The following is a 26,083-nucleotide window of genomic DNA, read 5'->3' as shown; positions in this document are numbered from 1 at the left end:
TATTTTTCTCTTTTTTAATAAATATGTTATTTTTTTTTCATCTCTGAATAATAATGCTCTACTATTTTATTTACATTTTTTATTGACTTCTGTAACCATTCAAAATAAAGGTCTACTTTTTCTTCTTCCGACAATTTCCAATCTATATTCGATTGCCTAAGCCTACTTGTAACATTTTGTAAGATAATAGCAGCTGCTACCGAAATATTTAAACTTTCTGTGAAACCTACCATTGGAACTTTAAGAAATCCATCAGCCTCTTGTTTCACATAATCAGAAATTCCTTCTTTTTCTACTCCAAAAACAAAAGCTGATTTTTTAGTAATATCAAAATTAGATAGATAGCAGGATTCATTATGTGGTGTTGTTCCTATTATCTGATATCCTTCACTTTTAAGATCTTCTAAGCATTTTTGTGTATTATCTCCATCCTCTTTATAACGGTGAATATTAAGCCATTTTTGACTCCCTTTTGCTACATGCCTCGAAACTTTATTAGTATACTTATTTTCAATAGCATAAATATTCTGAATTCCAAATATATCACACGATCTAACAACCGCACTTGCATTATGAGGTTGATATATATCTTCTAAAACGACCGTGAAATGGTTAGTTCTTTGATCTAAAACTTGATGGAATAAAGTTCTTCTTTTTTTTGTAACATAGCCTTCTAAGTATCTCAATAAATCATTATTCACCATGATACAAACATAATAAATTTTCCTATTTTTATTCTTTTGTTTTTACCGTCTAGTTTAAAAAAATAATATAATAAATTATATCTTGAAAAAAAAGCAATTAGTAATTCTGTCGGGTGCTGGAATAAGTGTCGAAAGCGGAATTAATACTTTTAGGGATACCGATGGTTTATGGGAGGGTCATGATATTTACGAAGTAGCTTCCCCGATAGGATTTCAAAAGAACCCTGAATTGGTATTAGATTTTTATAATCAACGAAGAAAACAACTTTTAGAGGTTTCACCAAATAAAGGACATAAAAACTTAGTGAAGTTGGAAGAAACATTTGATGTTCATATTATTACTCAAAATGTAGATGATCTACATGAGCGTGCAGGGAGTTCTAACGTAATACATCTTCATGGAGAATTACGTAAAGCAAGAAGTACTATAGATAAAAACCTAGTATATAATTGGGACAAGGATATCATTTTAGGTGATTTATGTGAAAAACAATCACAACTGAGACCACATATTGTTTGGTTTGGAGAAGATGTTCCTTTACTGGAAAAAGCTTTAAAAATTACTATGAAGGCTGATATTTTAATAATCATTGGAACTTCAATGCAAGTATATCCTGCAGCAAGTTTAATAGAATACGTAGATCCTTCTACTCCTATTTACTTCATTGACCCAAATCCTGCAATAACTGGAAACACCTTTGATAATTTAACAATTATTAAAGACATTGCTAGTTCTGGTACTGATCAGTTAGTTAAAGTATTAACCAGGTAAAATGATTACGAAGCTGTAATCAATCCTTTAAAATATTCATATAGTTCACCTTTTGAAATATTGCTTCCTTTTTCAATTAAATCAAAAATTTCAGCATTACGCTCTCTTTGATATATTTTATTACCTTGCAAAATATCAACAGTGGAATCTAACGAATTTTTCAATAACCATTGATAACCTTTACTTTCCATTAAGTTAATGCTATCATTGTTTATTTGTATAACAATTCTGTAAATTTTTTTATCTTCACATTTAAACAAATTGATGCTATTTGATGAAAAGTGTTCTAAATACTCAGTTCTTTTTAAAACATCATCCCAAACGATATCGCTAAAAATATTCATTTCCTCTTCAGCAACATGAGGTTTTTCTTGTTTGATTTGATTCCACTCATTTACATCGATACTCTGAGAAGCTAAAAATTGAGCAAACTCTCTATGTAAACTTTCAAATTGTTCTTTAGTCAGTTGTCTATACTTCATTCTTAACATATATAAGAGCAACCAAAGATAATCGATTGCTCTTTAAAATTAAGGGAACTTTTACAAAAAACTAACGTGTTACCGTTCCAGAAATAGCAGCTACTGGTCCTGTTCCCATAATTAATGTTTCATGATGATTAGCATCTGTCGGTACCTTATGAGCTAACGGTTTTAGGGTAAAGGGGGCTGAACTATTATCTGGACTTGGCTCAACTGAAATCACAATAGTAGATCCTTTTAAATCGGTTGGAAAGGTAAGTCCTACAGGAGCATTTTGAATAAAATCTTCTCCTGGATACCCTGGACCATTATTTAAATCTCCTTTAAAATTTGATATTTCGGCGTTATCATCAGCTGAACCTACAGCTGTAAATGTACCTGTACTAACAGGAATTCCGTTCAATACCGTCCATCCTTCGTATTTCCATCCAGCTGAAAGTGTCGGTAACGTTAACCCCGCAGTAGGGCTTCCACTTGTTAAATCTAAAAACCACACACCGCTAAACTCATTATTATTTTCTCCATCGGTTGGTGTAGCTAAGATATATTTACCTTTTGAATTAGAGAAATCTCCAACGATTCCAGTAGAGGAAAGACCTGCCGAGTTACCTGAAAAGTCTCCTGCTAAAAGTTTTGTCGCTGCTGGTGCAGGATCAGGATCGTCTGCTGGTTCAATTGACAATACGAATGTTGTTGCTGAAGCCAATACATTTGACTCTATTGGGAAAGAAGTTTGTGATAAGGCTCCTCGATCGTCTGCAGTAAATACACCTGTTGAAACAGGTGCACCGTTAACGATAACCCATCCTTCATATTTATAATCTGAACCAAGGTTTTCTAAACCATTAATATCTAGCTTTAGATTTCCCATAATTGGTACTAGATTATTATCATTTTCATCACTACAAGAAGTTAAAGTAACTGCTGCTATGGCTAATAAGCCTAAAAAAAATTTCCTCATTGATTTTGTATTAAAATTACATTAAACAAAGTTATTTTAGACTTTTTTAAAGAAATGTCAGCTAGCTTACATTTAAGCAGTTTTTTTTAATATTCTTAATTCTTTTCTATTAAAATCAATTATATTTTCTTGTTTAAGCTCATTCATAAGAGCATTTAAGGTAGGGCGAGAAGTTCCAATTAATGTAGCTATATCTTTTTGAGTATACGGATGTTTAATAATATGATCTCCTGTTTTTTCACATTCATATCCATAATCTTCGCATAGTTCGTCAAAAAACTCCAACAAACGTGTTTTAGTATCTTTAAACAAAAGTAATTGCAACCTACGCTCTAATCTTTTAATTCGAATGCCTATAAACTTATATACCTTAAAACTTATAGTTACATTATCTCTCATTAGATTATACATGGTATCTTTTGAAACCGGACAAACTAGTGTTTCATTATCAATTGATTGAGCAAATTCATTTCTTTTTTCTATGCCTAAAATAGCTTTTTCTCCAAACATCTCACCTTTGGTAAGAATTGCCTTTATGATTTCTTTACCGTCTTCCGTATAGTATCCTATTTTTACTTTGCCACTATCAATCAAATAAATTTTATTTGCGGCATCTTCCTCGAAGTATATATAGTCACTCTTTTTATAATTATTGAATGCATGCTTTTTTTTATAAGCAGGATATTTATGAGGACAAAGTATCTTAAATAGATTTATATTTTCAAAGTACCAAAATGTGTTCATAATTCATAGTTTTAATTATCAAAAGATTATGATTAAAATACAACAATTTTTTATTGACACTTTTCTATTGATTTTTATAAAATCGTTTAAAGCTACAAAGAGAAATTATTTTTATTTAACTATCTAGTCTAAGATACAATAAAATCATTACAAAACCCCTGATAATCAGCAGTGCTTTGTATTTAATTAAAATGATGAATTTTAAGAGTTTTGCTTCTTTATTAAATTCAATGCAGAACCTTCTTTATACCAATCTATCTGACCTTTATTGTAGGTGTGCTTGGCAATAATAGAATCTGTTGAACCATCTTTATGGACTACTTCAATAATTAAAGGTTTGTTCGGAGCAAATTCAGACAAATTTATAAAGTTAAATGTATCATCTTCTTGAATAAGATCATAATCATTTTCATTAGCAAATGTTAAGCCTAACATGCCTTGCTTTTTCAAGTTTGTTTCATGAATACGAGCAAACGATTTAACTAAAACTGCTGCTACACCCAAATGACGAGGTTCCATCGCCGCATGTTCACGAGAAGACCCCTCGCCATAATTATGATCACCTACAACAATTGTTTTAATACCTTTAGCTTTATAATGTCTTTGTACTTTTGGAACTGCGTCATACTCACCTGTTATTTGATTTTTAACAAAATTAGTGTGTTTATTAAAAGCATTAACAGCACCGATAAGCATATTATTCGATATATTATCTAAGTGCCCTCTATAGCGTAACCATGGACCAGCCATAGAAATATGATCTGTGGTACACTTTCCATATGCTTTTATCAATAACTTAGCTTTTTCAATTTTATTACCCAAAGGAACAAAGGGTGTTAATAATTCAAGACGCTCTGAATTCGGGTCAACGATAACCTCAATATGACTTCCATCTTCTTCAGGGGCAAAATAACCATTTTCTTTTACCTCAAACCCTTTTGGTGGTAGCTCCCACCCTGTTGGTTCGTCGAGCATTACTTCTTTACCTTCTTTATTAATTAAGCTATCTGTCATTGGGTTAAAGTCTAATCTTCCCGCAATGGCAATGGCTGCAACTATTTCTGGAGAAGCTACAAAAGCATGCGTATTAGGGTTTCCATCCGCTCTTTTTGCAAAGTTTCTATTAAATGAATGTACAATACTATTCTTAGGTGCTTCTTTAGGGTCTTCATAACGAGCCCATTGCCCAATACATGGTCCACAAGCATTGGTAAAAATAGTAGCATCTAATCTTTCGAAAATTTCTAAAATACCGTCTCTTTCAGCTGTATAGCGTACTTGTTCTGATCCTGGATTAATTCCAAATTCAGCTTTGGTTACCAATCCTTTATCTAAAGCTTGCTGTGCTATTGACGAAGCACGTGATAAGTCTTCGTAAGAAGAATTTGTGCAAGATCCAATTAACCCCCATTCTACTTTTATTGGCCAATCATTATCAGTTGCCTTTTCTTTAATTTCTTTTCCAACTTTCGAGGATAAATCAGGCGTGAAAGGACCATTTAATAAAGGTGTTAATTCCGATAAATTTATTTCGATTACTTGATCAAAATATTCTTCTGGACTATTGTATACTTCAGGATCTGCAGTGAGATATTCTCTTATTTCATTTGCAGCATCAGCAACATCGGCTCTATCAGTTGCGCGTAAATAACGCTCCATCGTTTCATCATAACCAAAAGTAGAAGTGGTTGCTCCAATTTCTGCACCCATATTACAAATAGTACCTTTTCCTGTACATGACATTGCAGTTGCTCCTGGTCCAAAATATTCAACAATAGCCCCTGTACCGCCCTTTACAGTTAATATTTCTGCTACTTTTAAAATAACATCTTTTGGTGCTGTCCATCCTGATAATTTTCCAGTTAACTTGACGCCAATTAATTTCGGAAACTTCAACTCCCAAGGCATTCCTGCCATAACATCAACGGCATCTGCTCCACCGACACCAATAGCAACCATACCTAAACCTCCTGCATTTACTGTATGAGAATCAGTACCTATCATCAATCCTCCTGGAAAAGCATAATTCTCTAGAACTACCTGATGAATAATTCCTGCACCTGGCTTCCAAAAACCAATACCATACTTATTTGAAACAGACTCCAAAAAATTAAAAACTTCATTACTGTTATTTAATGCTGATTGTAAATCTTTTGTTGCTCCCAATTTTGCTTGTATCAAGTGATCACAATGTACTGTGGTAGGAACAGCTACTTTATCTTTACCTGCTTGCATAAATTGTAATAAAGCCATTTGTGCTGTAGCATCTTGGCAAGCAACACGGTCTGGAGCAAAATCAACATAGTCTTTACCTCTAATAAATACTTTATTTATATTAAAATCCCATAAATGAGCATACAAGATTTTTTCTGCTAAAGTAAGAGACTTACCTGTTATTTTTTTAGCTGCCTCCACTCTTTCGGGAAATTTTGAATAAACCTTCTTAATCATCTGAATATCAAAAGCCATATAAGTATATTATTTTTCGTTACATCACGAATTTAAAAAAAATAGTATTGAAATAGTAGAAATAGTTAATTGTAAAAGTTATAACAATATAGTTAAAACTTATGAATTTTAATTACACAATAGTATCTATAAATATAAAAGTTCAAGATTTTACTCGAACTTTTATATACACTTAATAATTTTTTTGTTTCTATTACTCTTAATTACAATTAGGTATCGACCATTCTATCTTTTTACTACAACCATTTGATCCTTTTATTGAAACAGTTACTAAAGCAATAATATTACCATTTGAATCAGGTTTTATATTGAATCGCTTTATTTTAAGTGGTAAGTCTTGTAAATAATACGTTCCTATATACTCTTCAGAATTATACAGCTCAAATTTATCACTTGCTTTTTTTGTATGATCAAAATTTACTATTAAATCATAGGTTCCAGAACCATCATTATAACATCCTGCCGGAGAAACACTTAAATTAGTAATTTCGCATACATCGTCAGAACAATTAGGCACTGCCCATTCTTTTTCTAAATAGCAATTAACATTATCTATCATTTTGATCATTATGTAATCCATTCCCTGATTTCCTTGACCTTGTGAATTAAAAGGGTAATTTTTAATATAAATCGGTAAATCAGATAGCCTATACTGACCTAAATGTGTATTTCTATCATAAACATCAAACTTAACAATGGTAGGGTCACTGTATTGTCTTGTATTAAAATCAAAATTAACCCCCAATCCATAAGTACCATCGCCATTACAAACCTCGAAATCAGTAGTTAAATTAGTTATTGCACAAACATTATCTGAACAATTAGGTACTGGCCATTCTTTTTCTAGATAACAGTTCACATTATCTGCCATTTTGATCTTTATATAATCCATCCCCTGATTTCCTTGACCTTGTGAATTAAAAGGATAGTTTTGAATATAAATCGGTAAATCAGATAACCTATACTGACCTAAATGTGTATTTCTATCATAAACATCAAACTTAACAATGGTAGGGTCACTGTATTGTCTTGTATTAAAATCAAAATTAACCCCCAGTCCATAAGTACCATCGCCATTACAAACCTCGAAATCAGTAGTTAAATTAGTTATTGCACAAACATTATCTGAACAATTAGGTACTGGCCATTCTTTTTCTAAATAACAGTTCACATTATCTGCCATTTTGATCTTTATATAATCCATCCCCTGATTTCCTTGGCCCTGTGAATTAAAAGGATAGTTTTGAATATAAATCGGTAAATCAGATAACTTGTACTGACCTAAATGTGTATTTCTATCATAAACATCAAAATTAAAAGCAGTAGGGTCACTATACTGACTTGTATTAAAATCAAAATTAACACCTAATCCATAGGTACCATTATCATTACAAACCTCAAAATCAGTAGTTAAATTAGTGATACCACAATCATCATCAGAACAATTAGGTACTGCCCATTCTTTTTCTAAATAACAGTTCGCATTATCTGCCATTTTGATCTTTATATAATCCATCCCCTGATTTCCTTGACCCTGTGAATTAAAAGGATAGTTTTGAATATAAATCGGTAAATCAGATAACTTGTACTGACCTAAATGTGTATTTCTATCATAAACATCAAACTTAAAAGCAGTAGGGTCACTATACTGACTTGTATTAAAATCAAAATTAACACCTAATCCATAGGTACCATTATCATTACAAACCTCAAAATCAGTAGTTAAATTAGTGATACCACAATCATCATCAGAACAATTAGGTACTGGCCATTCTTTTTCTAAATAACAGTTCGCATTATCTGCCATTTTGATCTTTATATAATCCATCCCCTGATTTCCTTGACCTTGTGAATTAAAAGGATAGTTTTGAATATAAATCGGTAAATCAGATAACTTGTACTGACCTAAATGCGTATTTCTATCATAAACATCAAACTTAAAAGCAGTAGGGTCACTATATTGACTTGTATTAAAATCAAAATTAACACCCAATCCATAGGTACCATCATCATTACAAACCTCAAAATCAGTAGTTAAATTAGTGATACCACAATCATCATCAGAACAATTAGGTACTGGCCATTCTTTTTCTAAATAACAGTTCGCATTATCTGCCATTTTGATCTTTATATAATCCATCCCCTGATTTCCTTGACCTTGTGAATTAAAAGGATAGTTTTGAATATAAATCGGTAAATCAGATAACTTGTACTGACCTAAATGCGTATTTCTATCATAAACATCAAACTTAAAAGCAGTAGGGTCACTATATTGACTTGTATTAAAATCAAAATTAACACCCAATCCATAGGTACCATCATCATTACAAACCTCAAAATCAGTAGTTAAATTAGTGATACCACAATCATCATCAGAACAATTCAAACGATTCCACTCAATTTCTGATTCACATTTTGCCATTCCATCAATAGATACTTTTATAAACTCAGATGTTTGACTTTGTTTAGATTTATATACTATTTTAAGAGGTAGTTTATTTAATTCATATTTTCCTATTATAGTGTCTCTGTTTGAAATAGAAAAACTATCCGATGAAGTATTTTCATAATCAAAATCGATTGTTACATAATAATTCTCTTCATCAATGCAATCGCCAGACTCGACCGTAAGACCTGAAATTGAACAGACTTTAACAACTTCGTCATCACATTGAATAAAAAAAACTAAAAAGCATAAACCAATAAAAATTGTCTTTTTAAAAAAATGTGTCATAAATTTTGTTTTAGGGGATTAGATAAAAGAAAGTAACATATTGATATTATGAATTTTACCAAATATAACAAAATTTATGTTTTTTTTAACAATTATTATTAAACTTTAATTTCTATATCTGTTAAAGGAATACTGCAGCAAGACAATATATACCCTTTTTGTTTATTTTCTTCTAAAAGAGCTTCCGAATTCGATTGGTCCACCTCACCTGATTTTAATAGGACTCTACATTTACCACATATTCCTACTCTACATTTACTTGGAATAATGATATCATTATTTTCTAGCTGATCAAGCAAGAAAGATTGGTTATCGCCTGTAAATTGTTTTTTTTCGTTAACTCTAACGAAAATTTCTTTCTTCTTTCTCAAAACAATTTCTTTGGGAGTAAACTGTTCTTTAAAAATTTGATCTTTTGTTAAACCTAAAGAAATTAGTATTTCATAAGCAATATTCATGAATGCGTTAGGTCCACAAACATAAACATCCCTTTCTGTTGTTTTGGGTATTTTTAAAAGATGATTTAATGAAATTCTTCCCTTCAATCCACCCCAATCTTTAGAAGGCCTACTTAAAGAGATATAGAAATGGAAACCTTTATACTGTTCTTTCAAATTATAAAAGAAGTTAAGAAAAGGAATATCCTGTTCTTCTTTACATTGATGATATAATACAACATCATTAAGTGTTTTTATATCATTTAAATAAGATAATATTGAAATCATTGGAGTTATACCACTTCCTGCCGAAATTAATAATATTGGTTTATGTGCATCTTGAATATAAAACCTCCCGTCAGGTTTATCAGCTAAAATACAATCTCCAATCATTAAATTATCATGAAGATAATTCGAAACAATTCCATTTTTAATTCTTTTTACGGAAATCGAAAACATATTCTTATTCATTGGACTTGAAGAAATCGTATAATTCCGACACTGTATTTTATTTTCTATATTTAATTTAATTGGTAAATATTGACCTGCTGAAAATTCAGGTAAATTACTAAAGTCTTCTTTTTTCCTAAAATAAAAAGAAATAAAATCACGACTAATTTTTTCTTTTTTAATAAGTACAAGTTCGTTGATGACATCCATATTGTTCTGATAGTCTTCAACTTCTTTAAATTCAATAACCGTAACTGGGTCATTAACATCGATATTACCTTCATTAAGGGCAATGACATTCTGACCGAAAAAAACATCTCCTTCACCATTAGATCTAAATTTACTTAACGTTTTCATTGGTTCTTTAAGTGTATTAGGAATAGATGTTATTGGATCAATTGTTGTCAAAATACACCTTGCACAGGGACTTACTACTTCGAAAAGAACTTCTCCTATTTTTATGATTTTCCAATAATCTTCCTCAAAAGCAATATCATTCGAAACAATAATATTTGGTCTAAACTGCTCCATTTTATTGATTATTGAACTTCTTCTATTAAGCTCTCTCAAGGATGCCTCCGATATAAGTAATAACGGGTAACCATCAGCAAAAGATAATTTAGATTTGGTGTGTTTACCTATTCTTTTTGGATCATCTGAAATGTAAATAAGTTTCGCGGGTATTTCTATTACTTTTGAAATAAATTCATCTAACGCTTTATTTGTTTCATATGCAACAAACTTATCATCCCATACTTTTGTCTTTTTTTCCTTTAATGAAAAAGAATCAAAATTAACCTTTATTTCACCAAATTTCATATGCTTTAATGTGATTTTTTGATTGTTAATCAACACTTTAACTTGAAGTAATTCAGGATATTTTCTTGATGTTATCATAGCTCCATCTTTATGAATAACCATAAAACGTCTATCATTTTTTAACCCTAGAAATTCAACAAAACTAGAATCTATATGCACGCCTTTTGCTGATTTTAAAGGATATATATACAAACCACTAACTTTTGACATAAACTTAACTTTAATCTATTATTAATAAAAAACTAGACTTTATTTCCGAATAATTTCAGAAATGTAAAAGAATAAAAATATGAAAAGGAAAAAATTAAAAATAAATTATACAATATGATTGTTGCAATATTTACAAAAAAAGTAAACTAAATCTAAAAGTATATTTTATTTTTTTATTATTGTTTAATGAAATTCCATTAAAAGAGTCTTTAAATTAAAAAGTCTGAACAGTATAGTTCAGACTTTTTAATTCTTTATGTTTTATTTTTTTAAACAACAAGTTTTTTCTGAGAAGGTTTGAATTTTGTTAATACAATTCCTTTTACAGCAGCTTGGTACTCTTCTAATGTTGGAGTTCTTCCTAAAATCGAAGATAGTACAACTACCGGAGTTGACGATAGTAGTGATTCTCCTTTTTTCTCTTTTGAATCTCTTACAACACGACCTTGGAATAAACGAGTTGAAGTTGCCATTACAGTATCTCCTGCTTCAGCTTTTTCCTGATTCCCCATACAAAGGTTACACCCAGGGCGCTCTAAATACAATACATTTTCATATTTTGTTCGTGCTGCTGATTTTGGTGCATTATCATCAAATACAAAGCCTGAATATTTAGCTAGCACATCCCAATCTCCCTCAACTTTTAACTCATCCACAATATTATATGTTGGAGGTGCAACAACTAATGGCGCATTAAATTTAACCTCACCTTGCTGAGCTTCGATATTTTTCAACATCTGGGCTAAAATTTTCATATCTCCTTTATGGATCATACAAGATCCAACAAATCCTAAATCAACTTTCTTAGTTCCTCCATAGAAAGATAATGGTTGAATATTATCATGTGTATAACGTTTTGAAACATCTTCATTATTTACATCTGGATCGGCAATCATAGGCTCTACAATCTTGTCTAAATCAATTACAACTTCAGCATAATATTTAGCATCAGCATCTGGCCTTAGAGCCGATCTACTTCCTGATTCTAATTCAGCAATTCGGTTGTTAGCTTTATTTATTAAACCTTGTAAAACTTGCTTTTCGTTATCCATTCCTTTATCGATCATAATTTGAATACGATCTCTAGAGATTATTAGTGATTCAATCAATGTTGCATCTTCAGAAACACAAATTGAAGCTTTTGCCTTCATTTCGGCAGTCCAATCTGTAAATGTAAATGCTTGATCAGAGGTTAATGTACCAATGTGAACCTCTATAATTCGTCCTTGGAAAACATTCTCTCCTTCAAACTGATCTAACATTTGTTGTTGCGTTGCGTGAACTACATCTCGGAAATCCATATAAGGAACCATATCTCCTTTAAAAGTTACTTTAACCGACTCAGGAATTGGCATAGTTGCTTCACCTGTTGCTAGTGCTAAAGCTACTGTTCCTGAATCCGCTCCGAAAGCAACCCCTTTAGCCATTCTTGTATGTGAATCTCCACCAATAATAATATCCCAATCATCAACAGCAATATCATTTAATACTTTATGGATTACGTCGGTCATTGAATGATATATTCCTTTGGGGTCACGACCCGTAATTAAACCGAAGTCATTCATAAACTTCATTAATCTTGGAATATTAGCCTTAGATTTATCATCCCAAACAGAAGCTGTATGACATCCTGATTGATACCCAGCATCTACGATTGGAGAAATTATTGTAGCTGCCATCATTTCTAACTCTTGGGAAGTCATTAATCCTGTTGTATCTTGAGATCCTACGATGTTTACTTCAACACGCGTATTTGAGCCTGCATGCAAGGTAACTCCTGGTGTATTTCCTACAGCATTCCTATTAAAAATTTTCTCTACTGCAGTTAACCCTTGTCCATCAATAGATATTTCCTTTGAAGGAGCATATACTTGTGGAACATCAATTCCTAATACTTTACAAGCAAATGTTTGTAATTTCTTTCCGAAGACAACCGCATAAGACCCTCCTGCTTTAATGAACTCCATTTTCTGAGGAGTCAATGCAGTTGAAATGTCTTTAAGCTCTGTATCTCCGTTATATAGTTTTTTCTTTTTGGTATTAATTGTAAGAACTGTTCCCGTTTTAACAGAATAAACTTCTTTTAAAATTGGATCTCCTTCTTCATCAACAATGGTATTTCCATTCTCGTCTTTTTGCTTCACCCAGTTCTTTAAATCGATTCCAATTCCTCCAGTCACGCCTACTGTGGTTAAAAAAATTGGGGCGATTCCATTTGTACCAGCAATTACTGGTGCAATATTTATAAACGGCACATATGGGCTTGAAGAAATACCTGTCCATAATGCTACATTATTCACACCTGACATACGAGAAGAACCAACTCCCATTGTTCCTTTCTCAGCAATTAACATTACGCGTTTGTCTGGGTGTTGTTCTTTTAAAGCAAGAACTTCCTTTTGCATATCTTTATTATGCTCAAAAATAGATTGTCCATGTAATTCACGGTCAGATCTTGAGTGAGCATCCGCCCCTGGAGATAATAAATCCGTTGAAATATCACCAACCCCAGCAATATAAGTAACTACTTGAATTTCCTCTTGTACTTCAGGTAATTTTGTAAAGAATTCAGCTTGAGCGTAGCTTTCGATAATTTCTTTCGCTAAAGTATTTCCTTCTTTCATAGCGTTTTCTAAACGCTCTGTATCCGCTTCATATAAAAAAACTTGAGTTTTTAAAACCTTTGTAGCGGCTTCGGCTGTTTCATCCTTATCACCTAAAGCTAAATCTAATAACACTTGAACAGAAGGTCCTCCTTTCATGTGTGATAATTGCTCAAATGCGAAATCAGGTGTAATTTCTTTCACTACAGATTCTCCAAGAATTATTTCTTTTAAAAATTTTGCCTTTACAGCAGCGGCACTTGTTGTACCTGGTAATGTATTATAGATAAAGAAATTAAGAGATTCTTCTCGATGAATATTATTTTCATCTTTGATTTGTGTAATGATTTCACTTAATAATTCAGCTCCATCTATTGGCTTTGGATGAAGTCCTTGAGTTTTTCGTTCTTCAATCTCCCTTAAATAATCTTTGTATGTGTTCATAAATATAGAAGTCTTTTCTTTTTGAAAAAGTTAGTGATTGTCGTATTTATTAATACTTTTATTAAAATGTTAATGTCTTTTCTGATCGTTGATAATTCAACCTAATTGCATATTAACAGAACATCATAAAACCTTGTGATTCACAACAGATATTTAGGTGTTTGTACTATTATAAATATTTTACATTTAAATACCAGTAACCGTAAAGCACATAAGTAATTAATGTTAGTTTTTGCTTCACAAAAGTACGATTTTACTTAATAATTTAAAAATATACAACAGAATATGGTTATTAATAACAAATAACCAAAAAACATACCTTTATTTAAGAATTAAACAACACATGAGTGTTTATTTTTATATTAATTTAATAATATAATAATTTAAGAGTAAATTTTACACTTACTTTTTTTTATACTCGTTCTAAATAACATTTATCAAAAATAAAAGTAGCTCAATAAGCCGGATTCTGTTCCTCTATTAAGAGGCTCTTATCATTTATCTAGTCTTAATATTGCTATTAAAATCAATCTGCCTACCCCTTAGAATCGTGCGAGCAGCACTCAAGCTCTAATATACGTGACATTGCACCACATAGAGTTTACCTGATTTCACTACAGCATAACCTGTACATTCTTTCTGTTGCACTTGTCCTCGATTTGCATCGGACGGACGTTATCCGCTATGTATGCTCTACGGTGTCCGGACTTTCCTACTTAGTTAAAATAACTAAGTCGATAAGATAGAGCTACTTATTATTTTTAATTTTATTATAAAAAACTCACTCAAAAGAGTGGACAATTACTATGAATAAATACTAATATTACTTAGTAGATTTCACAAATATAATTTTTTTATTTTGTTTAAAATATTTAAAACATAATCTAAATTAAATAAAAAACCTACTAATTATTTCATTAAGTAGGTTTTTATTTTGTTTATTTTATCTCAATTTTAAGAGAACATGTCTTTCACTTTTTCAAAAAATGATTTATCCGATTTTTGAGGATTTGGATTAAAGTTATCATCATTGAGCATTGATTCAAAGAACTTACGTTGATCTTTTGTTAACTCTTGTGGAGTCCATACATTAATATGTATTAAAAAGTCTCCTGTACCATAATGTTCAATGCTTGGTAAACCTTTACCTTTTAAACGTAGAATTTTACCTGACTGTGTACCTGGTTCTATTTTTATTTTTACTTTTCCCGTAACGGTTTCTATTTCTTTAGAAACACCTAGTACGGCCTCAGAGAAACTTACATATAAATCGTAATGTATATTACTACCTTCTCTTTTTAAATTATCATGTTGTATCTCCTCAATAACTACTAATAAATCTCCTGGTATTGAATTTTTACCTGGAGCCTCATTTCCTTTTCCTCCTACTTTTAATTGAACTCCTTCTGACACACCTTCCGGTATGTTAATTGATACTGTTTCTTCTTTAACAATCATTCCTTGAGTATCAGCTCCTGAAGGCTTTTTATCAAGAATTTCTCCCGCTCCATGACATGAGCTACAAGTTGTAGCTGCTTGCATTCGTCCAAGAATTGTATTGGTTACACGCATCTGCTGTCCTGTACCATTACATGTAGAACATGTTTTGTAAGTTACTCCAGTTGCTTGGATTTTTCTTCTTACTTTTACTTTTTTCTCTACGCCTTTAGCTATTTCCGCTAAGGTGAGTTTAACACGTATTCTTAAATTACTTCCTTTAACTCTAGCCTGGCGTTGACCTCCACCTCCGAAGCCACCGAAACCGCCACCAAAAGCACCTCCAAAAATATCTCCAAACTGACTAAAGATATCATCCATGTTCATACCACCACCGCCAAATCCTTGACCTCCTTCAAATGCTGCATGACCATATTGATCGTAACGAGCCTTTTTGTTTTCATCACTTAAAACTTCATATGCTTCTGCTGCCAATTTGAATTTTTCCTCTGCGTCTTTATTATCGGGATTCTTATCAGGGTGGTATTTGATAGCCATTTTCCTGTAGGCTTTTTTTATCTCTCCTTGAGAAGCCGATTTTGAAATTCCTAAAATCTCGTAATAATCTTGTTTTGCCATATATTTTTAATTGACAATTAATTATAAATAATTAATTGGTAATTACTATCATATCATTTTAAGCTTGTCCTATAACCACTTTTGGATGACGTATAATTTTATCGCCCAATTTATATCCCTTTTCAACACAATCGATAATTTTTCCTTTTAAATCGTCACTTGGTGCTGGTATCTGAGTGATAGCATCATGTAATTCTGAGTCAAAAATATCACCTGGATTAACATCCATTTCGGTTAGTCCTTTCTGAGTTAACGTGTTTTTTAGTTTGTTACTAATTAACTCCATACCTTTAAGCAGTTCTGAATCCTCATTTTTCTTAATTTCTGCCAAACCTCTATCAAAATCATCCATAATTGGCAGTAATGCTGTCATTAATTCCTGACTTGCTGTTTTAAATAGCTCTATTCGCTCTTTTGACGTTCGTTTTTTATAATTTTCAAATTCAGCAAAAAGTCTTAGATATTTGTTTTTTTCAGCTTGTAACTTTTCTTCATTCGTCGATTCTTCAGACTTAACTTCTTCTTCAACAATCTCTTTGTCTTGATTATCAATATCTTCAATAGTTTTATCATCTAATTCAGAATTCTCTATTGAATCTTTTATTTCATCTCCCTTTGTATACTGGTCTTTACTCATTGTAAATCTTTAATCTTTTATTTTTATATCATATAACAAGAATATTGCCATCTATCAAATAATGTCAAATTGACACTTTTGGTAATTCTTTTACTTATTTAATAAATAAATCATTAAGGATTTCACATTTAAAGCTTAAAACACTAAAATTACTTATGTTTTATATTAATTTAAAAATATTAATGTAAAACATATAATAAGTACTTATTGTAAATTAAACAGAAATAAAAATCAAAAGAAGGCTTTTAAAATATTCTATGTAAAATCAAATAATATTGAATTTATTTTTAAACATCAATCCTTTCAATTTTCGCACCTAATGCTTTTAATCGAGCTTCAATATTTTCATAACCTCGATCAATTTGTTCAATATTATGAATAATACTAGTTCCTTTAGCTGATAACGCTGCTATTAATAAAGATATACCTGCTCTAATATCAGGAGAAGTCATTTTAGTAGCTTTCAATTGACTTTTAAAATCATGCCCTATAACCGTAGCTCTATGTGGGTCACATAAAATAACTTTAGCCCCCATATCAATCAATTTATCAACAAAAAACAAACGACTTTCAAACATTTTTTGATGAACTAAAACAGTTCCTTTAGATTGTGTTGCTACTACTAAAATAATACTCAATAAATCAGGAGTAAAACCAGGCCATGGTGCGTCTGAAACAGTTAAAACAGATCCATCTATATAACTTTGAATTTCATATCCTTCTTGTTTAGGAATAAAAATATCATCATCTTTTTTTTGTATTTGGATTCCTAATTTTCTGAACACATTTGGAATTTGTCCTAAATTTTTCCAACTCACATTTTTTATAGTAAGTTCAGATCGTGTCATAGCTGCCATTCCTATCCAGCTACCTACTTCTATCATGTCAGGTAAAATAGTATGCTCTGTTCCTTTTAATTTTGTTACACCTTCAATAGTCAATAAATTAGAACCTACTCCATCTATTTTGGCCCCCATACCATTCAACATTTTTGATAACTGTTGTATATAAGGCTCACATGCAGCATTGTAAATAGTAGTAACTCCTTTTGCTAACACTGCCGCCATAATTATATTAGCTGTACCAGTTACCGAGGCTTCATCTAAAAGCATTTTCGTTCCTTTGAGTCCAGTTTTTGTCTCTACACCATAAAAATATTCTTCTTTATTGTATCTGAAACTTGCTCCCAAATCTATAAAGCCCTGAAAATGAGTATCCAGACGCCTCCTCCCTATTTTATCACCTCCAGGTCTTGGAATATATCCTTTACCAAAGCGAGCCAATAAAGGCCCTACAATCATAATGGAGCCTCTCAAAGAACTTCCATCTTTCTTAAAAGCTGCACTTTCAAGGTATTTTAAATTTAATTCATCAGACTGAAAACTATAACTATTAGTAGTTAATTTTTCAATTTTTACTCCAAGCTCACCTAAAATAAAAATCAATTTGTTCACATCTAATATATTAGGAACATTATTAAGTATTACTTTTTCTGAAGTAAGAAGAACGGCGCATAAAACCTGTAAAGCTTCATTCTTTGCCCCTTGTGGCGTAATAGATCCTTTTAAAGTGTGACCTCCCTCTATTTTGAATGATGCCATTTATTTCTTTCTGTTTTTTTTGTTTATAGATTTTCCTTTATGACCTCCTTGTGTAGTTCTTTTTTTCAGTAAGTTTTTACTTTCAGCCAATTCCTCTGAAGTATTTCTCATATCAATCTTACCTTCTGATAATTCATATAAATGGTCTAATATTACACCATCTTCAACTGTATCTTTATTCCAATTTAAATAACATTTTTTCATATGATTAGCAATCGTGAAAATCAAAGCTTCCTTCATATCTCCTTCCTCCCATGTTAAAGCTACATCAATCATTGTTTGAATATTGGTGCCATAAAAACGATACTTTGAAGCAGATTTGGGGTAATCTAACTTTGTAGGCTTTGCAGTTAATTCTTCTTTAGAAGGCGTTTCATAGGGTGAATCAACATCTAATTTAAAATCAGCCATTATATGCAATTGATCCCAAAGCTTATGTTTGAAGTCAGGTACATCTCGTAAATGAGGTTGTAAGTTTCCCATAACATTTATAATTGCTTTTGCCATGGTATTTCTTTCCTCTTTTTCTTTTAAATCAATACAATGATTGACTAGTTTTTGAATATGACGTCCATATTCTGGTATAATTAATGTTTCTCTTTCTGAGTTATATTCTAAATCAAACATGATCTTGTTTTTATGAAAATGCAAAATAGTAATAAATATCGATTAGCTACCCGATTACTTTTAATTTTGCAAATTGTAATAATAATTTCTTTTTTCCTACGGTACCAAATTCAATTTCAGCTTTTTTATTTGGTCCCTTTCCTTCTATTGCTAAAACTCTGCCTTCTCCAAACCTATTGTGTTCTATAATACTACCAACAACTAATTCATTATCAAACAGGTTCGTTTTAGAAATAAAAGCAGTAGTTTCAGAAAGCTTTTTGAGTTTATTCTTCTCTGGCTTGTTTATTGTCTTTTCTTTTTTGTTTAGAAAGTCTTTACGTTTTTTCTGAATTGGTTTTTGAAACCTAATTTTTGAAGGAGTTTCTTCAAACAAGCTAGCATCAATGAACCTATTACTACTTGACTCTGGAGTTTTTGGCATCAAATACTCGACAAACTCATCTTCTATTTCTCCCAAAAACCTACTTGGTTCTCCATCTACAAGTTTTCCCCATCTATATCTCGTTTGTGCATAAGTCAAATAAGCTACTTTTTCAGCTCTTGTTAATGCTACATAAAATAAACGCCTCTCCTCCTCTAACTCACTACGAGTATTCATACTCATTGCTGAAGGAAATAGATTTTCTTCTAAACCTACAATATATACATAAGGATATTCTAATCCTTTTGATAAGTGAATGGTCATAAGAGATACTTTAGGTACATCATCTTTTTCACTATCAAAATCCGTAGCTAAAGCAACATCTTCTAAAAACGAAGTTAATGATGCATCTTCACCTGTTTCTATTTTATCTGTAATAAAGTCTTTTATCCCGTTAAGTAACTCTTGAACGTTTTCAACTTTATTAATTCCTTCAGGAGTGCCATCTTTTTGTAAATCTTTAACTAGTTGAGTTTGTTTGACAACTAAGTCAGCCACTTCAAAAGCATTTTTGGTTTGTGCTTCAACTTGAAAACGTTGAATCATTGTTAAAAAACCTTCTAATTTACTTTTCGTTCCTTGTGTTATTTTAATATCTATTCGATTTATATTTTTTATGATTTCGAATATTGATTTTTTGTAATGATTAGCAGCAATAACAAGCTTATCCATAGTTGTTGCTCCAATACCTCTTGCTGGATAATTTATAACACGAACTAATGCTTCTTCATCATTAGGATTTATAAGTAACCTTAGATAGGATAGTAAGTCTTTAATTTCTTTACGTTGGTAAAACGAAATACCTCCATAAATTTTATATTTTATATCTTTTTTTCTTAGCGCATCCTCAATGGCTCTTGATTGTGCATTGGTTCTATATAAAATAGCAAAATCGCTATTAATCAATTGATGATTCATTTGATTTTCCCAAATAGATTGCGCTACAAAACGACCTTCTTCTCCATCGGATATGGAACGCATAATCTTTATGCTTTCACCAGAGTCATTAGCAGTCCACACTTCTTTATCTAATTTCGTCTTATTTTTATCAATAACACTGTTTGCTGCCTGAACAATATTTTTTGTTGAACGATAATTTTGTTCTAATTTAAAAGTTTTTGCATCAGGGTAATCCTTTTGAAAATTTAAAATATTGTTTATGTTTGCTCCACGAAAGCTATAAATACTTTGAGAGTCATCTCCTACAACGCAAATATTTTGAAACCTATCAGCTAGAGCTCTAACGATTAAATATTGAGAATGATTCGTATCTTGATACTCATCCACCATGATATATCTGAACCTATTTTGATACTTTGCTAAAACCTCAGGGAAACGAGCTAATAACTCATTTGTCTTTAATAACAAATCATCGAAATCCATCGCCCCAGACCTAAAACATCTATCAACATATTCCTTATAAATATCTCCCACTTTTGGTCTGCTTGCTTGTAAATCTGCTTCCTGTAAATCAGAATTATTAAAATAAGCCCTTACTGTTATTAGGCTATTTTTAAAAGAAGAGATTCTTCCTAAAATTTGTTTAGGCTTATACCTCTCTCTGTCTAACTTCATTTCTTTTATGATAGCTGAAAGTAATCTAACCGCATCTTGCGTATCATAAATAGTGAAATTTGAAGGATAGCCTAACTTATCTGCTTCGGATCTCAAAATTCTAGCAAATACAGAATGAAACGTTCCCATCCAAAGATTCTTTGCTTCACTGTGACCAACTACTGAAGCAATACGCTCTTTCATTTCACGTGCTGCCTTATTAGTAAATGTTAAGGAAAGAATATTAAAAGAATCTACACCTTGTTTCATAAGATGTGCTATTCTGTATGTTAGCACTCTAGTTTTACCAGAACCTGCCCCTGCAATAATCATCATTGGTCCTTCTTTTTGCAATACGGCAGCTCTTTGGGGTTCGTTAAGTTGTTCTAAATAAGTACTCAAAGAAATTTAAATTGAAAGAATTTTAAAATGTGAAATTAACCATTCTTTTAGGTTTTATAAAATATGTTGACATTTTTTTTTTAACACATAATTTAAATCAACTTTCTCTGTTTATTATTTAATATTTATGCTTTAGAACTTACGAGACTTGTATCTTAGCATTTTTTATATAAAATTATTAAACTTAATAAATGGAAGAAAAAATAATTGAGGGACTTGCATACGCTTTACCTGCTATTGTAACTGGAGGTGTTGCCTATTATATGCTAAGCGTATTCACAAAAAAAGAAAATAATGAAAGAAAGTTTGAAGCATTTATAAATAAGAAAAAAGAATCTCTTCCTGTGAAACTTCAAGCCTACGAACGAATGCTCTTATTTTGCGAACGTATTAATCCAGCCAAATTATTAGTAAGAGTTTCTCCTATTGGTGAAGATGTTACTAGTTATCTGCATTTATTAATTGCTAACATAGAACAAGAATTTGAACACAATCTTGTTCAACAGCTATATATTAGTGATGATAGTTGGAAATCTATTTTGACAATGAAATTAGCTATAATTTCTAAAATTAGAAAAATAGCAGAAACTAGTGAAAAAGCCTCTATACTTCGTGAAGAAATTCTAGTTTATTATTCTAAAGAAGAAAACCCCACTGATACTGCTGCTGCATTCATAAAACAAGAGGTAAGAAAACTTATCTAAATTTAATAGTTGTAAAAAATAAATATTCTTTTCATTTTTTACAAAATGACTTATTCTTGTAAAGTTTTAAATTGAAAATTTTTAAAGTCTAATCTTTTTATTATGCAATTTTCTAACTTAATTCTATGTGATAACTCTCTAAAAAAAAAGTCTTTAATGTAGTTAAAACTTCACCCCTGTCTTTTATTATCAATGGGCAGTTCCTTATTACTAGCCCATGCAGTCCATGAGCCATCATAAACGCTTATGTTTTTATATCCTGCAATGGTAGCTCCTAATACTAGAACACAAGCTGTAATTCCTGATCCACAGGAAAATACAAGTGGCTTATCGCCAATTTTCAAATCAGCAAAAATTTCTAATAATTCAGGTCTAGATTTCATTTTCCCTTTTATTTGTAGGTCAGAATATGGTAAATTGATTGATGTTGGAATATGACCACTAGTTAATCCTGCCCTTGGTTCAGGTTCAGTACCATAAAACCTACCTTCAGATCTTGCATCTAAAATATAGGCTTCTCTACTTTTGACAATACCTAAAACATCTGCAGTAGATCGAATGTTATTTGAATTCTTTTTTGCTTTAAAGTCACCATATTCTTTTTTAAAACTTATGACTTTATTTTCTAATGGAAATCCATCAGCTTTCCACTCAGGAAGTCCTCCATTTAAAATCGCTATATTATGAAATCCGAAAGTTTTAAAGAGCCACCAAACTCTTGCAGATGAATAAATACCGATTGAATCATAAACAACGACACAACTATCATTGTTTACTCCTAATTTTCTTACCTCTTTCTCAAATTGCTCTTTACTTGGTATTGTATTTGGCAAGTTGGAATTCATTTGAGAAAAATTATTTTGAATATCAAAAAAAATTGTGCCAGGAATATAATTCTTGGCTGAATTATCTAGAGAACTATTCTTGCCAATCGTCCCATCCAGTATAATTAAGTTATCAACGCCTAATCGATCATTTAACCAATGAGTACTTACTAATGGTGTCTTCATTGTTAGTTTCATGATATTTCATTTTATATTAATTAGCACTTAAATAATCTCTTTACAAGTAATTACAGACATCTCTTTTTGAAACAATTAATTAGTTTCTTCTTAACTTTCACAAATAAGTACTTATTATTTTACTTTAATATATTCATCATCCCAATTTTTAGGTTTGGGATCACCTAATTTTCCTACAGATTTTGCTACTAAAGATGAAACTGTCGCATCGCCTGTAACATTGATTACAGTTCTACACATATCTAATGGACGATCAACAGCGAATATGAGTGCTAAACCAATAGCTAGCTTATCTTCTGGAAAACCAACAGCCTCTAAAACAATTACAAGCATAACCATTCCTGCCCCTGGTACTGCTGCCGATCCAATTGAGGCTAGTAATGCTGTTAAAATGATAGTTAACTGATCTACAAAAGTAAGGTTAAAACTAAGAGCTTGAGCTATAAACACAGCTGCAACAGCCTGGTAAAGACTTGTTCCATCCATATTAATGGTAGCCCCTACTGGTAAAACAAAACTTGAAACCTCTTTATCAACACCTACATGTTCTTCAACTCTTTCCATAGTTACAGGTAACGTTGCTGCACTTGAGCTTGTTGAAAAAGCTAATAACTGGGCTGGGCTAATTTGTTTGAGAAACCAAAAAGGGTTCTTTTTAACAAAGACTCCAACTAATAGCATATAAAAAACGATCATTAACAATAATCCTCCAACAACAGTAATCGCGTATTTCAATAAAGCAAATAACAAATCAGGATCATTTGATGAAACAATTACATTTGCCAGCAAAGCAAATACAGCATATGGAGCGAAAAGCATTATTAAATCAACCATTTTCAAGACCACTTCATTTAAAGAGTCAAAAAAACTTTTTAGTGGGCTTGATCTTTTCTCACCAACGAGTAACATTGAAATTCCTAGAAAAATGGTAAAAAATATGACTTGTAACATTGATTTATTATTAGCCATAGCTTTTATTGCGTTATCAGGTACCATATCTATCATAAACTGAAGAGGTCCACTTGACTTTTGTTTTGTTGCTTCAGCTATTTTTGATTGGATATTTCCGGAGCCGGCATACGTTTCTGTAAGTTTATTAATTGTTTCTTCAGAAATTCCATTTCCTGGTTTTACTATATTGACCAAAAGTAAACCTAAAGTTATGGCTATAACAGTAGTTCCAATATATATTCCAATGGTCCTAAGACCAATCTCTTTAAATTTTGAAATATCTTTCAAGTCAGATATTCCTTTAACAAGAGATGCTATAATTAAGGGTACAGCGATTAGCTTCAGTAATTTGACAAAAATAGTACCTAATGGTTTTATCCAGTTTCCTACAAAAGCACCTCCTCCATCTACAAAGGTCATTGATAAGCCAAATAACACTCCTAAAAGCATACCAATTAAAATTTGCCAATGTAACGCTAATCTATTCATATTTTTAGTTTGTTTATTTAATAATTGATAAATGTATAATAATTATTTAAATAAGTGTGACTTAAAATTTGTAATTTGTGTCATATTAACGTAATACACAATTTCTAACCTATTTTAAATTTAAAAAAACAAATGGCAGGCATATTAGAATTATTAAATAGTGACTTGGGTAAAAATATAATCTCTGGAGTAGCTGGGTCTACTGGAGAAGACTCTAGTAAAACAAGTAATGTACTTTCAATGGCCTTACCTGTATTAATGAAAGCAATGCAGAGAAACTCTTCGTCTAAAGAAGGTGCTGAAAGTCTTATGAATGCGCTAACTCAAAAACACGATGGAAGTGTTTTAGATAATCTCGGTAATTTATTAAAAAACGGAGTAAATAATGACATTATGCAAGATGGAAGTAAAATTTTAGGTCATATTTTAGGAAATAAGCAAGGTGGGATTGAACAAGTCATCAGTCAAAAAACTGGTGTAACAAATGACTCTGTAACTAATATTCTTAAAACTGCTACTCCTCTTCTTATGGGACTCTTAGGAAAGCAGACAAAAGAAAATGGACTTAGTAACTCAAATGATTTAAGTGGATTCTTGGGTAATTTACTTGGTGGCGAATCTACTAAGAAAGAACAAAATTTTCTAGAGCAAATATTGGATGCTGATGGAGACGGTAGTGTTATTGATGATGTTGCTGGAATGGTTCTTGGCGGATCAAATAAATCATCAGGAGGTATTATAGGCAATGTGTTAGGAGGATTGTTTGGCAAAAAATAACTACTAAACATACAATAAAACAAAACCTGCTCTTTGACAGGTTTTGTTTTATTGTTATATTTTTTTATTACATTCCTCCATCAACTGATAGAGTTTGTCCTGTTATGTAAGAACTCATATCAGATGCTAAAAACACACAGGCATTAGCAATATCTTTTGGTGTGCCTCCTCTTTTTAGAGGAATTTCACTACGCCAACCTTCAACAACTTTGTCGTCTAATTTAGCAGTCATTTCAGTTTCTATAAAACCAGGGGCGACAACATTACTCCTGATATTCCTTGAACCTAATTCTAGGGCAACTGATTTCGAAAAGCCTAAAATACCTGCTTTAGAAGCTGCATAATTTGTTTGACCTGGATTTCCTTTTAAACCAACAACAGAACTCATATTTATGATGGATCCTGAACGTTGCTTCATCATAGGTCTAATTACAGCTTTTGTAAGATTGAAAACAGATTTTAAATTGACTTGTATAACTTTGTCAAAATCGTCTTCAGAGATCCTCATTAATAAATTATCTTTAGTAATTCCGGCATTATTTACTAAAATATCTATAGCCTCAAATTCCTCTAAAACATTTTTTGCTAGATCTTGTGCTGATTCAAATTCAGCAGCATTTGATTGGTATCCCTTGGCCTTAACTCCTAATTCCGTAAGTTCTTTTTCTAATATATTAGCAGCTTCAACAGATGAATTATATGTAAACGCTACATTGCAACCTTGTTCTGCAAACTCAATTGCTATCCCTCGCCCTATTCCTCTAGTTGCGCCTGTAATTATAGCTGTTTTATTTTCTAAAAGTTTCATGTTATTAATTATTTTAACATCCTGACAAATATAGTACAATAGTGATATTAACAGCAATAAGATTAACTATTTTTATCATTTTAAAAAGCATAAAATTAATACTCTAATTCTATATTTTTTCTAGCTTTTGAGTTATAGGGCCTATGCCTTTTTTATAATCCGTAATCGATATAATATAAAAT

19 protein-coding genes and 1 other RNA gene are annotated in these 26,083 nt (G+C 31.3%); 3 read left to right on the top strand and 17 right to left on the bottom strand.

Annotation, left to right across the window (positions count from 1 at the left end; all coding sequences use genetic code 11):
• Positions 1-26: 26 nt before the first annotated feature.
• Entirely contained in the window at positions 27-704 is a 678-nt protein-coding gene (locus AC2GW8_RS01225) for a TrmH family RNA methyltransferase (protein ID WP_440880976.1), read from the bottom strand.
• An 82-nt stretch (positions 705-786) separates the two neighbouring features.
• Between AC2GW8_RS01225 and AC2GW8_RS01220 the strand changes: the two genes are divergently transcribed.
• Positions 787-1,476 (top strand): SIR2 family NAD-dependent protein deacylase, encoded by a 690-nt coding sequence (locus AC2GW8_RS01220; protein ID WP_440880975.1) that lies wholly within the window; start codon positions 787-789, stop codon positions 1,474-1,476.
• A gap of 5 nt (positions 1,477-1,481) precedes the next feature.
• Here the strand turns inward: AC2GW8_RS01220 and AC2GW8_RS01215 are convergent, their stop codons facing one another.
• The 13 genes from AC2GW8_RS01215 to AC2GW8_RS01155 all read right to left on the bottom strand — a co-directional run bounded on the left by AC2GW8_RS01215 (position 1,482) and on the right by AC2GW8_RS01155 (position 21,150).
• Entirely contained in the window at positions 1,482-1,958 is a 477-nt protein-coding gene (locus tag AC2GW8_RS01215) for a DUF6495 family protein (RefSeq protein WP_440880974.1), read from the bottom strand.
• 70 nt (positions 1,959-2,028) lie between these two features.
• Complete coding sequence (locus AC2GW8_RS01210) at positions 2,029-2,919, bottom strand: hypothetical protein (protein WP_440880973.1); 891 nt, start codon at positions 2,917-2,919, stop codon at positions 2,029-2,031.
• Positions 2,920-2,991: 72 nt separating this feature from the next.
• Entirely contained in the window at positions 2,992-3,663 is a 672-nt protein-coding gene (locus tag AC2GW8_RS01205; RefSeq protein ID WP_440880972.1) for a Crp/Fnr family transcriptional regulator, read from the bottom strand.
• Positions 3,664-3,864: 201 nt separating this feature from the next.
• Positions 3,865-6,132, bottom strand: a complete 2,268-nt coding sequence (locus AC2GW8_RS01200; RefSeq protein ID WP_440880971.1) for an aconitate hydratase — start codon at positions 6,130-6,132, stop codon at positions 3,865-3,867.
• A gap of 199 nt (positions 6,133-6,331) precedes the next feature.
• Positions 6,332-8,866: a hypothetical protein gene (locus AC2GW8_RS01195; RefSeq protein ID WP_440880970.1), complete on the bottom strand. Its 2,535-nt coding sequence runs from the start codon at positions 8,864-8,866 to the stop codon at positions 6,332-6,334.
• 98 nt (positions 8,867-8,964) lie between these two features.
• On the bottom strand, positions 8,965-10,782 hold the full coding sequence (locus AC2GW8_RS01190) for an MOSC N-terminal beta barrel domain-containing protein (protein ID WP_440880969.1): 1,818 nt from the start codon (positions 10,780-10,782) through the stop codon (positions 8,965-8,967).
• Positions 10,783-11,051: 269 nt separating this feature from the next.
• Positions 11,052-13,829, bottom strand: coding sequence for a bifunctional aconitate hydratase 2/2-methylisocitrate dehydratase (locus AC2GW8_RS01185; RefSeq protein WP_440880968.1), 2,778 nt, complete (start codon positions 13,827-13,829; stop codon positions 11,052-11,054).
• Positions 13,830-14,271: 442 nt separating this feature from the next.
• Positions 14,272-14,584, bottom strand: an RNA gene (gene rnpB / locus AC2GW8_RS01180) — RNase P RNA component class A.
• Positions 14,585-14,783: 199 nt separating this feature from the next.
• A complete protein-coding gene (dnaJ, locus tag AC2GW8_RS01175; RefSeq protein WP_440880967.1) occupies positions 14,784-15,905 on the bottom strand; it encodes a molecular chaperone DnaJ in 1,122 nt (373 codons plus the stop codon).
• Between the two features lie 58 nt (positions 15,906-15,963).
• The gene (locus AC2GW8_RS01170) at positions 15,964-16,542 is read right to left on the bottom strand and encodes a nucleotide exchange factor GrpE (RefSeq protein WP_440880966.1); all 579 of its coding nucleotides are present in this window, start codon (positions 16,540-16,542) and stop codon (positions 15,964-15,966) included.
• Positions 16,543-16,829: 287 nt separating this feature from the next.
• The gene (gene murA / locus AC2GW8_RS01165; RefSeq protein WP_440880965.1) at positions 16,830-18,143 is read right to left on the bottom strand and encodes a UDP-N-acetylglucosamine 1-carboxyvinyltransferase; all 1,314 of its coding nucleotides are present in this window, start codon (positions 18,141-18,143) and stop codon (positions 16,830-16,832) included.
• Complete coding sequence (locus tag AC2GW8_RS01160; RefSeq protein WP_440882170.1) at positions 18,144-18,773, bottom strand: DUF4290 domain-containing protein; 630 nt, start codon at positions 18,771-18,773, stop codon at positions 18,144-18,146.
• Positions 18,774-18,816: 43 nt separating this feature from the next.
• Positions 18,817-21,150 (bottom strand): ATP-dependent helicase, encoded by a 2,334-nt coding sequence (locus AC2GW8_RS01155; protein ID WP_440880964.1) that lies wholly within the window; start codon positions 21,148-21,150, stop codon positions 18,817-18,819.
• Between the two features lie 191 nt (positions 21,151-21,341).
• Here AC2GW8_RS01155 and AC2GW8_RS01150 point away from each other — a divergent pair, with 191 nt between their 5' ends.
• Complete coding sequence (locus tag AC2GW8_RS01150) at positions 21,342-21,854, top strand: DUF7935 family protein (RefSeq protein WP_440880963.1); 513 nt, start codon at positions 21,342-21,344, stop codon at positions 21,852-21,854.
• 170 nt (positions 21,855-22,024) lie between these two features.
• On the opposite strand, the gene AC2GW8_RS01145 is transcribed toward AC2GW8_RS01150, so the two are convergent.
• Both AC2GW8_RS01145 and AC2GW8_RS01140 read right to left on the bottom strand, forming a co-directional pair.
• Positions 22,025-22,876 carry a sulfurtransferase gene (locus tag AC2GW8_RS01145; RefSeq protein WP_440880962.1) on the bottom strand — a complete coding sequence of 284 codons (852 nt, stop codon included), beginning with the start codon at positions 22,874-22,876 and terminating at the stop codon, positions 22,025-22,027.
• Between the two features lie 114 nt (positions 22,877-22,990).
• Positions 22,991-24,316, bottom strand: a complete 1,326-nt coding sequence (locus AC2GW8_RS01140; protein ID WP_440880961.1) for a dicarboxylate/amino acid:cation symporter — start codon at positions 24,314-24,316, stop codon at positions 22,991-22,993.
• Between the two features lie 132 nt (positions 24,317-24,448).
• Here AC2GW8_RS01140 and AC2GW8_RS01135 point away from each other — a divergent pair, with 132 nt between their 5' ends.
• Entirely contained in the window at positions 24,449-25,093 is a 645-nt protein-coding gene (locus tag AC2GW8_RS01135) for a DUF937 domain-containing protein (protein WP_440880960.1), read from the top strand.
• A 67-nt stretch (positions 25,094-25,160) separates the two neighbouring features.
• Here AC2GW8_RS01135 and fabG read toward each other — a convergent pair whose 3' ends face one another.
• Positions 25,161-25,901, bottom strand: a complete 741-nt coding sequence (gene fabG, locus AC2GW8_RS01130) for a 3-oxoacyl-[acyl-carrier-protein] reductase (RefSeq protein WP_440880959.1) — start codon at positions 25,899-25,901, stop codon at positions 25,161-25,163.
• Between the last annotated feature and the right edge of the window lie 182 nt (positions 25,902-26,083).

The organism is Tenacibaculum profundi, assembly GCF_057162725.1.
This window is presented reverse-complemented; position numbering and strand designations above follow the sequence as displayed.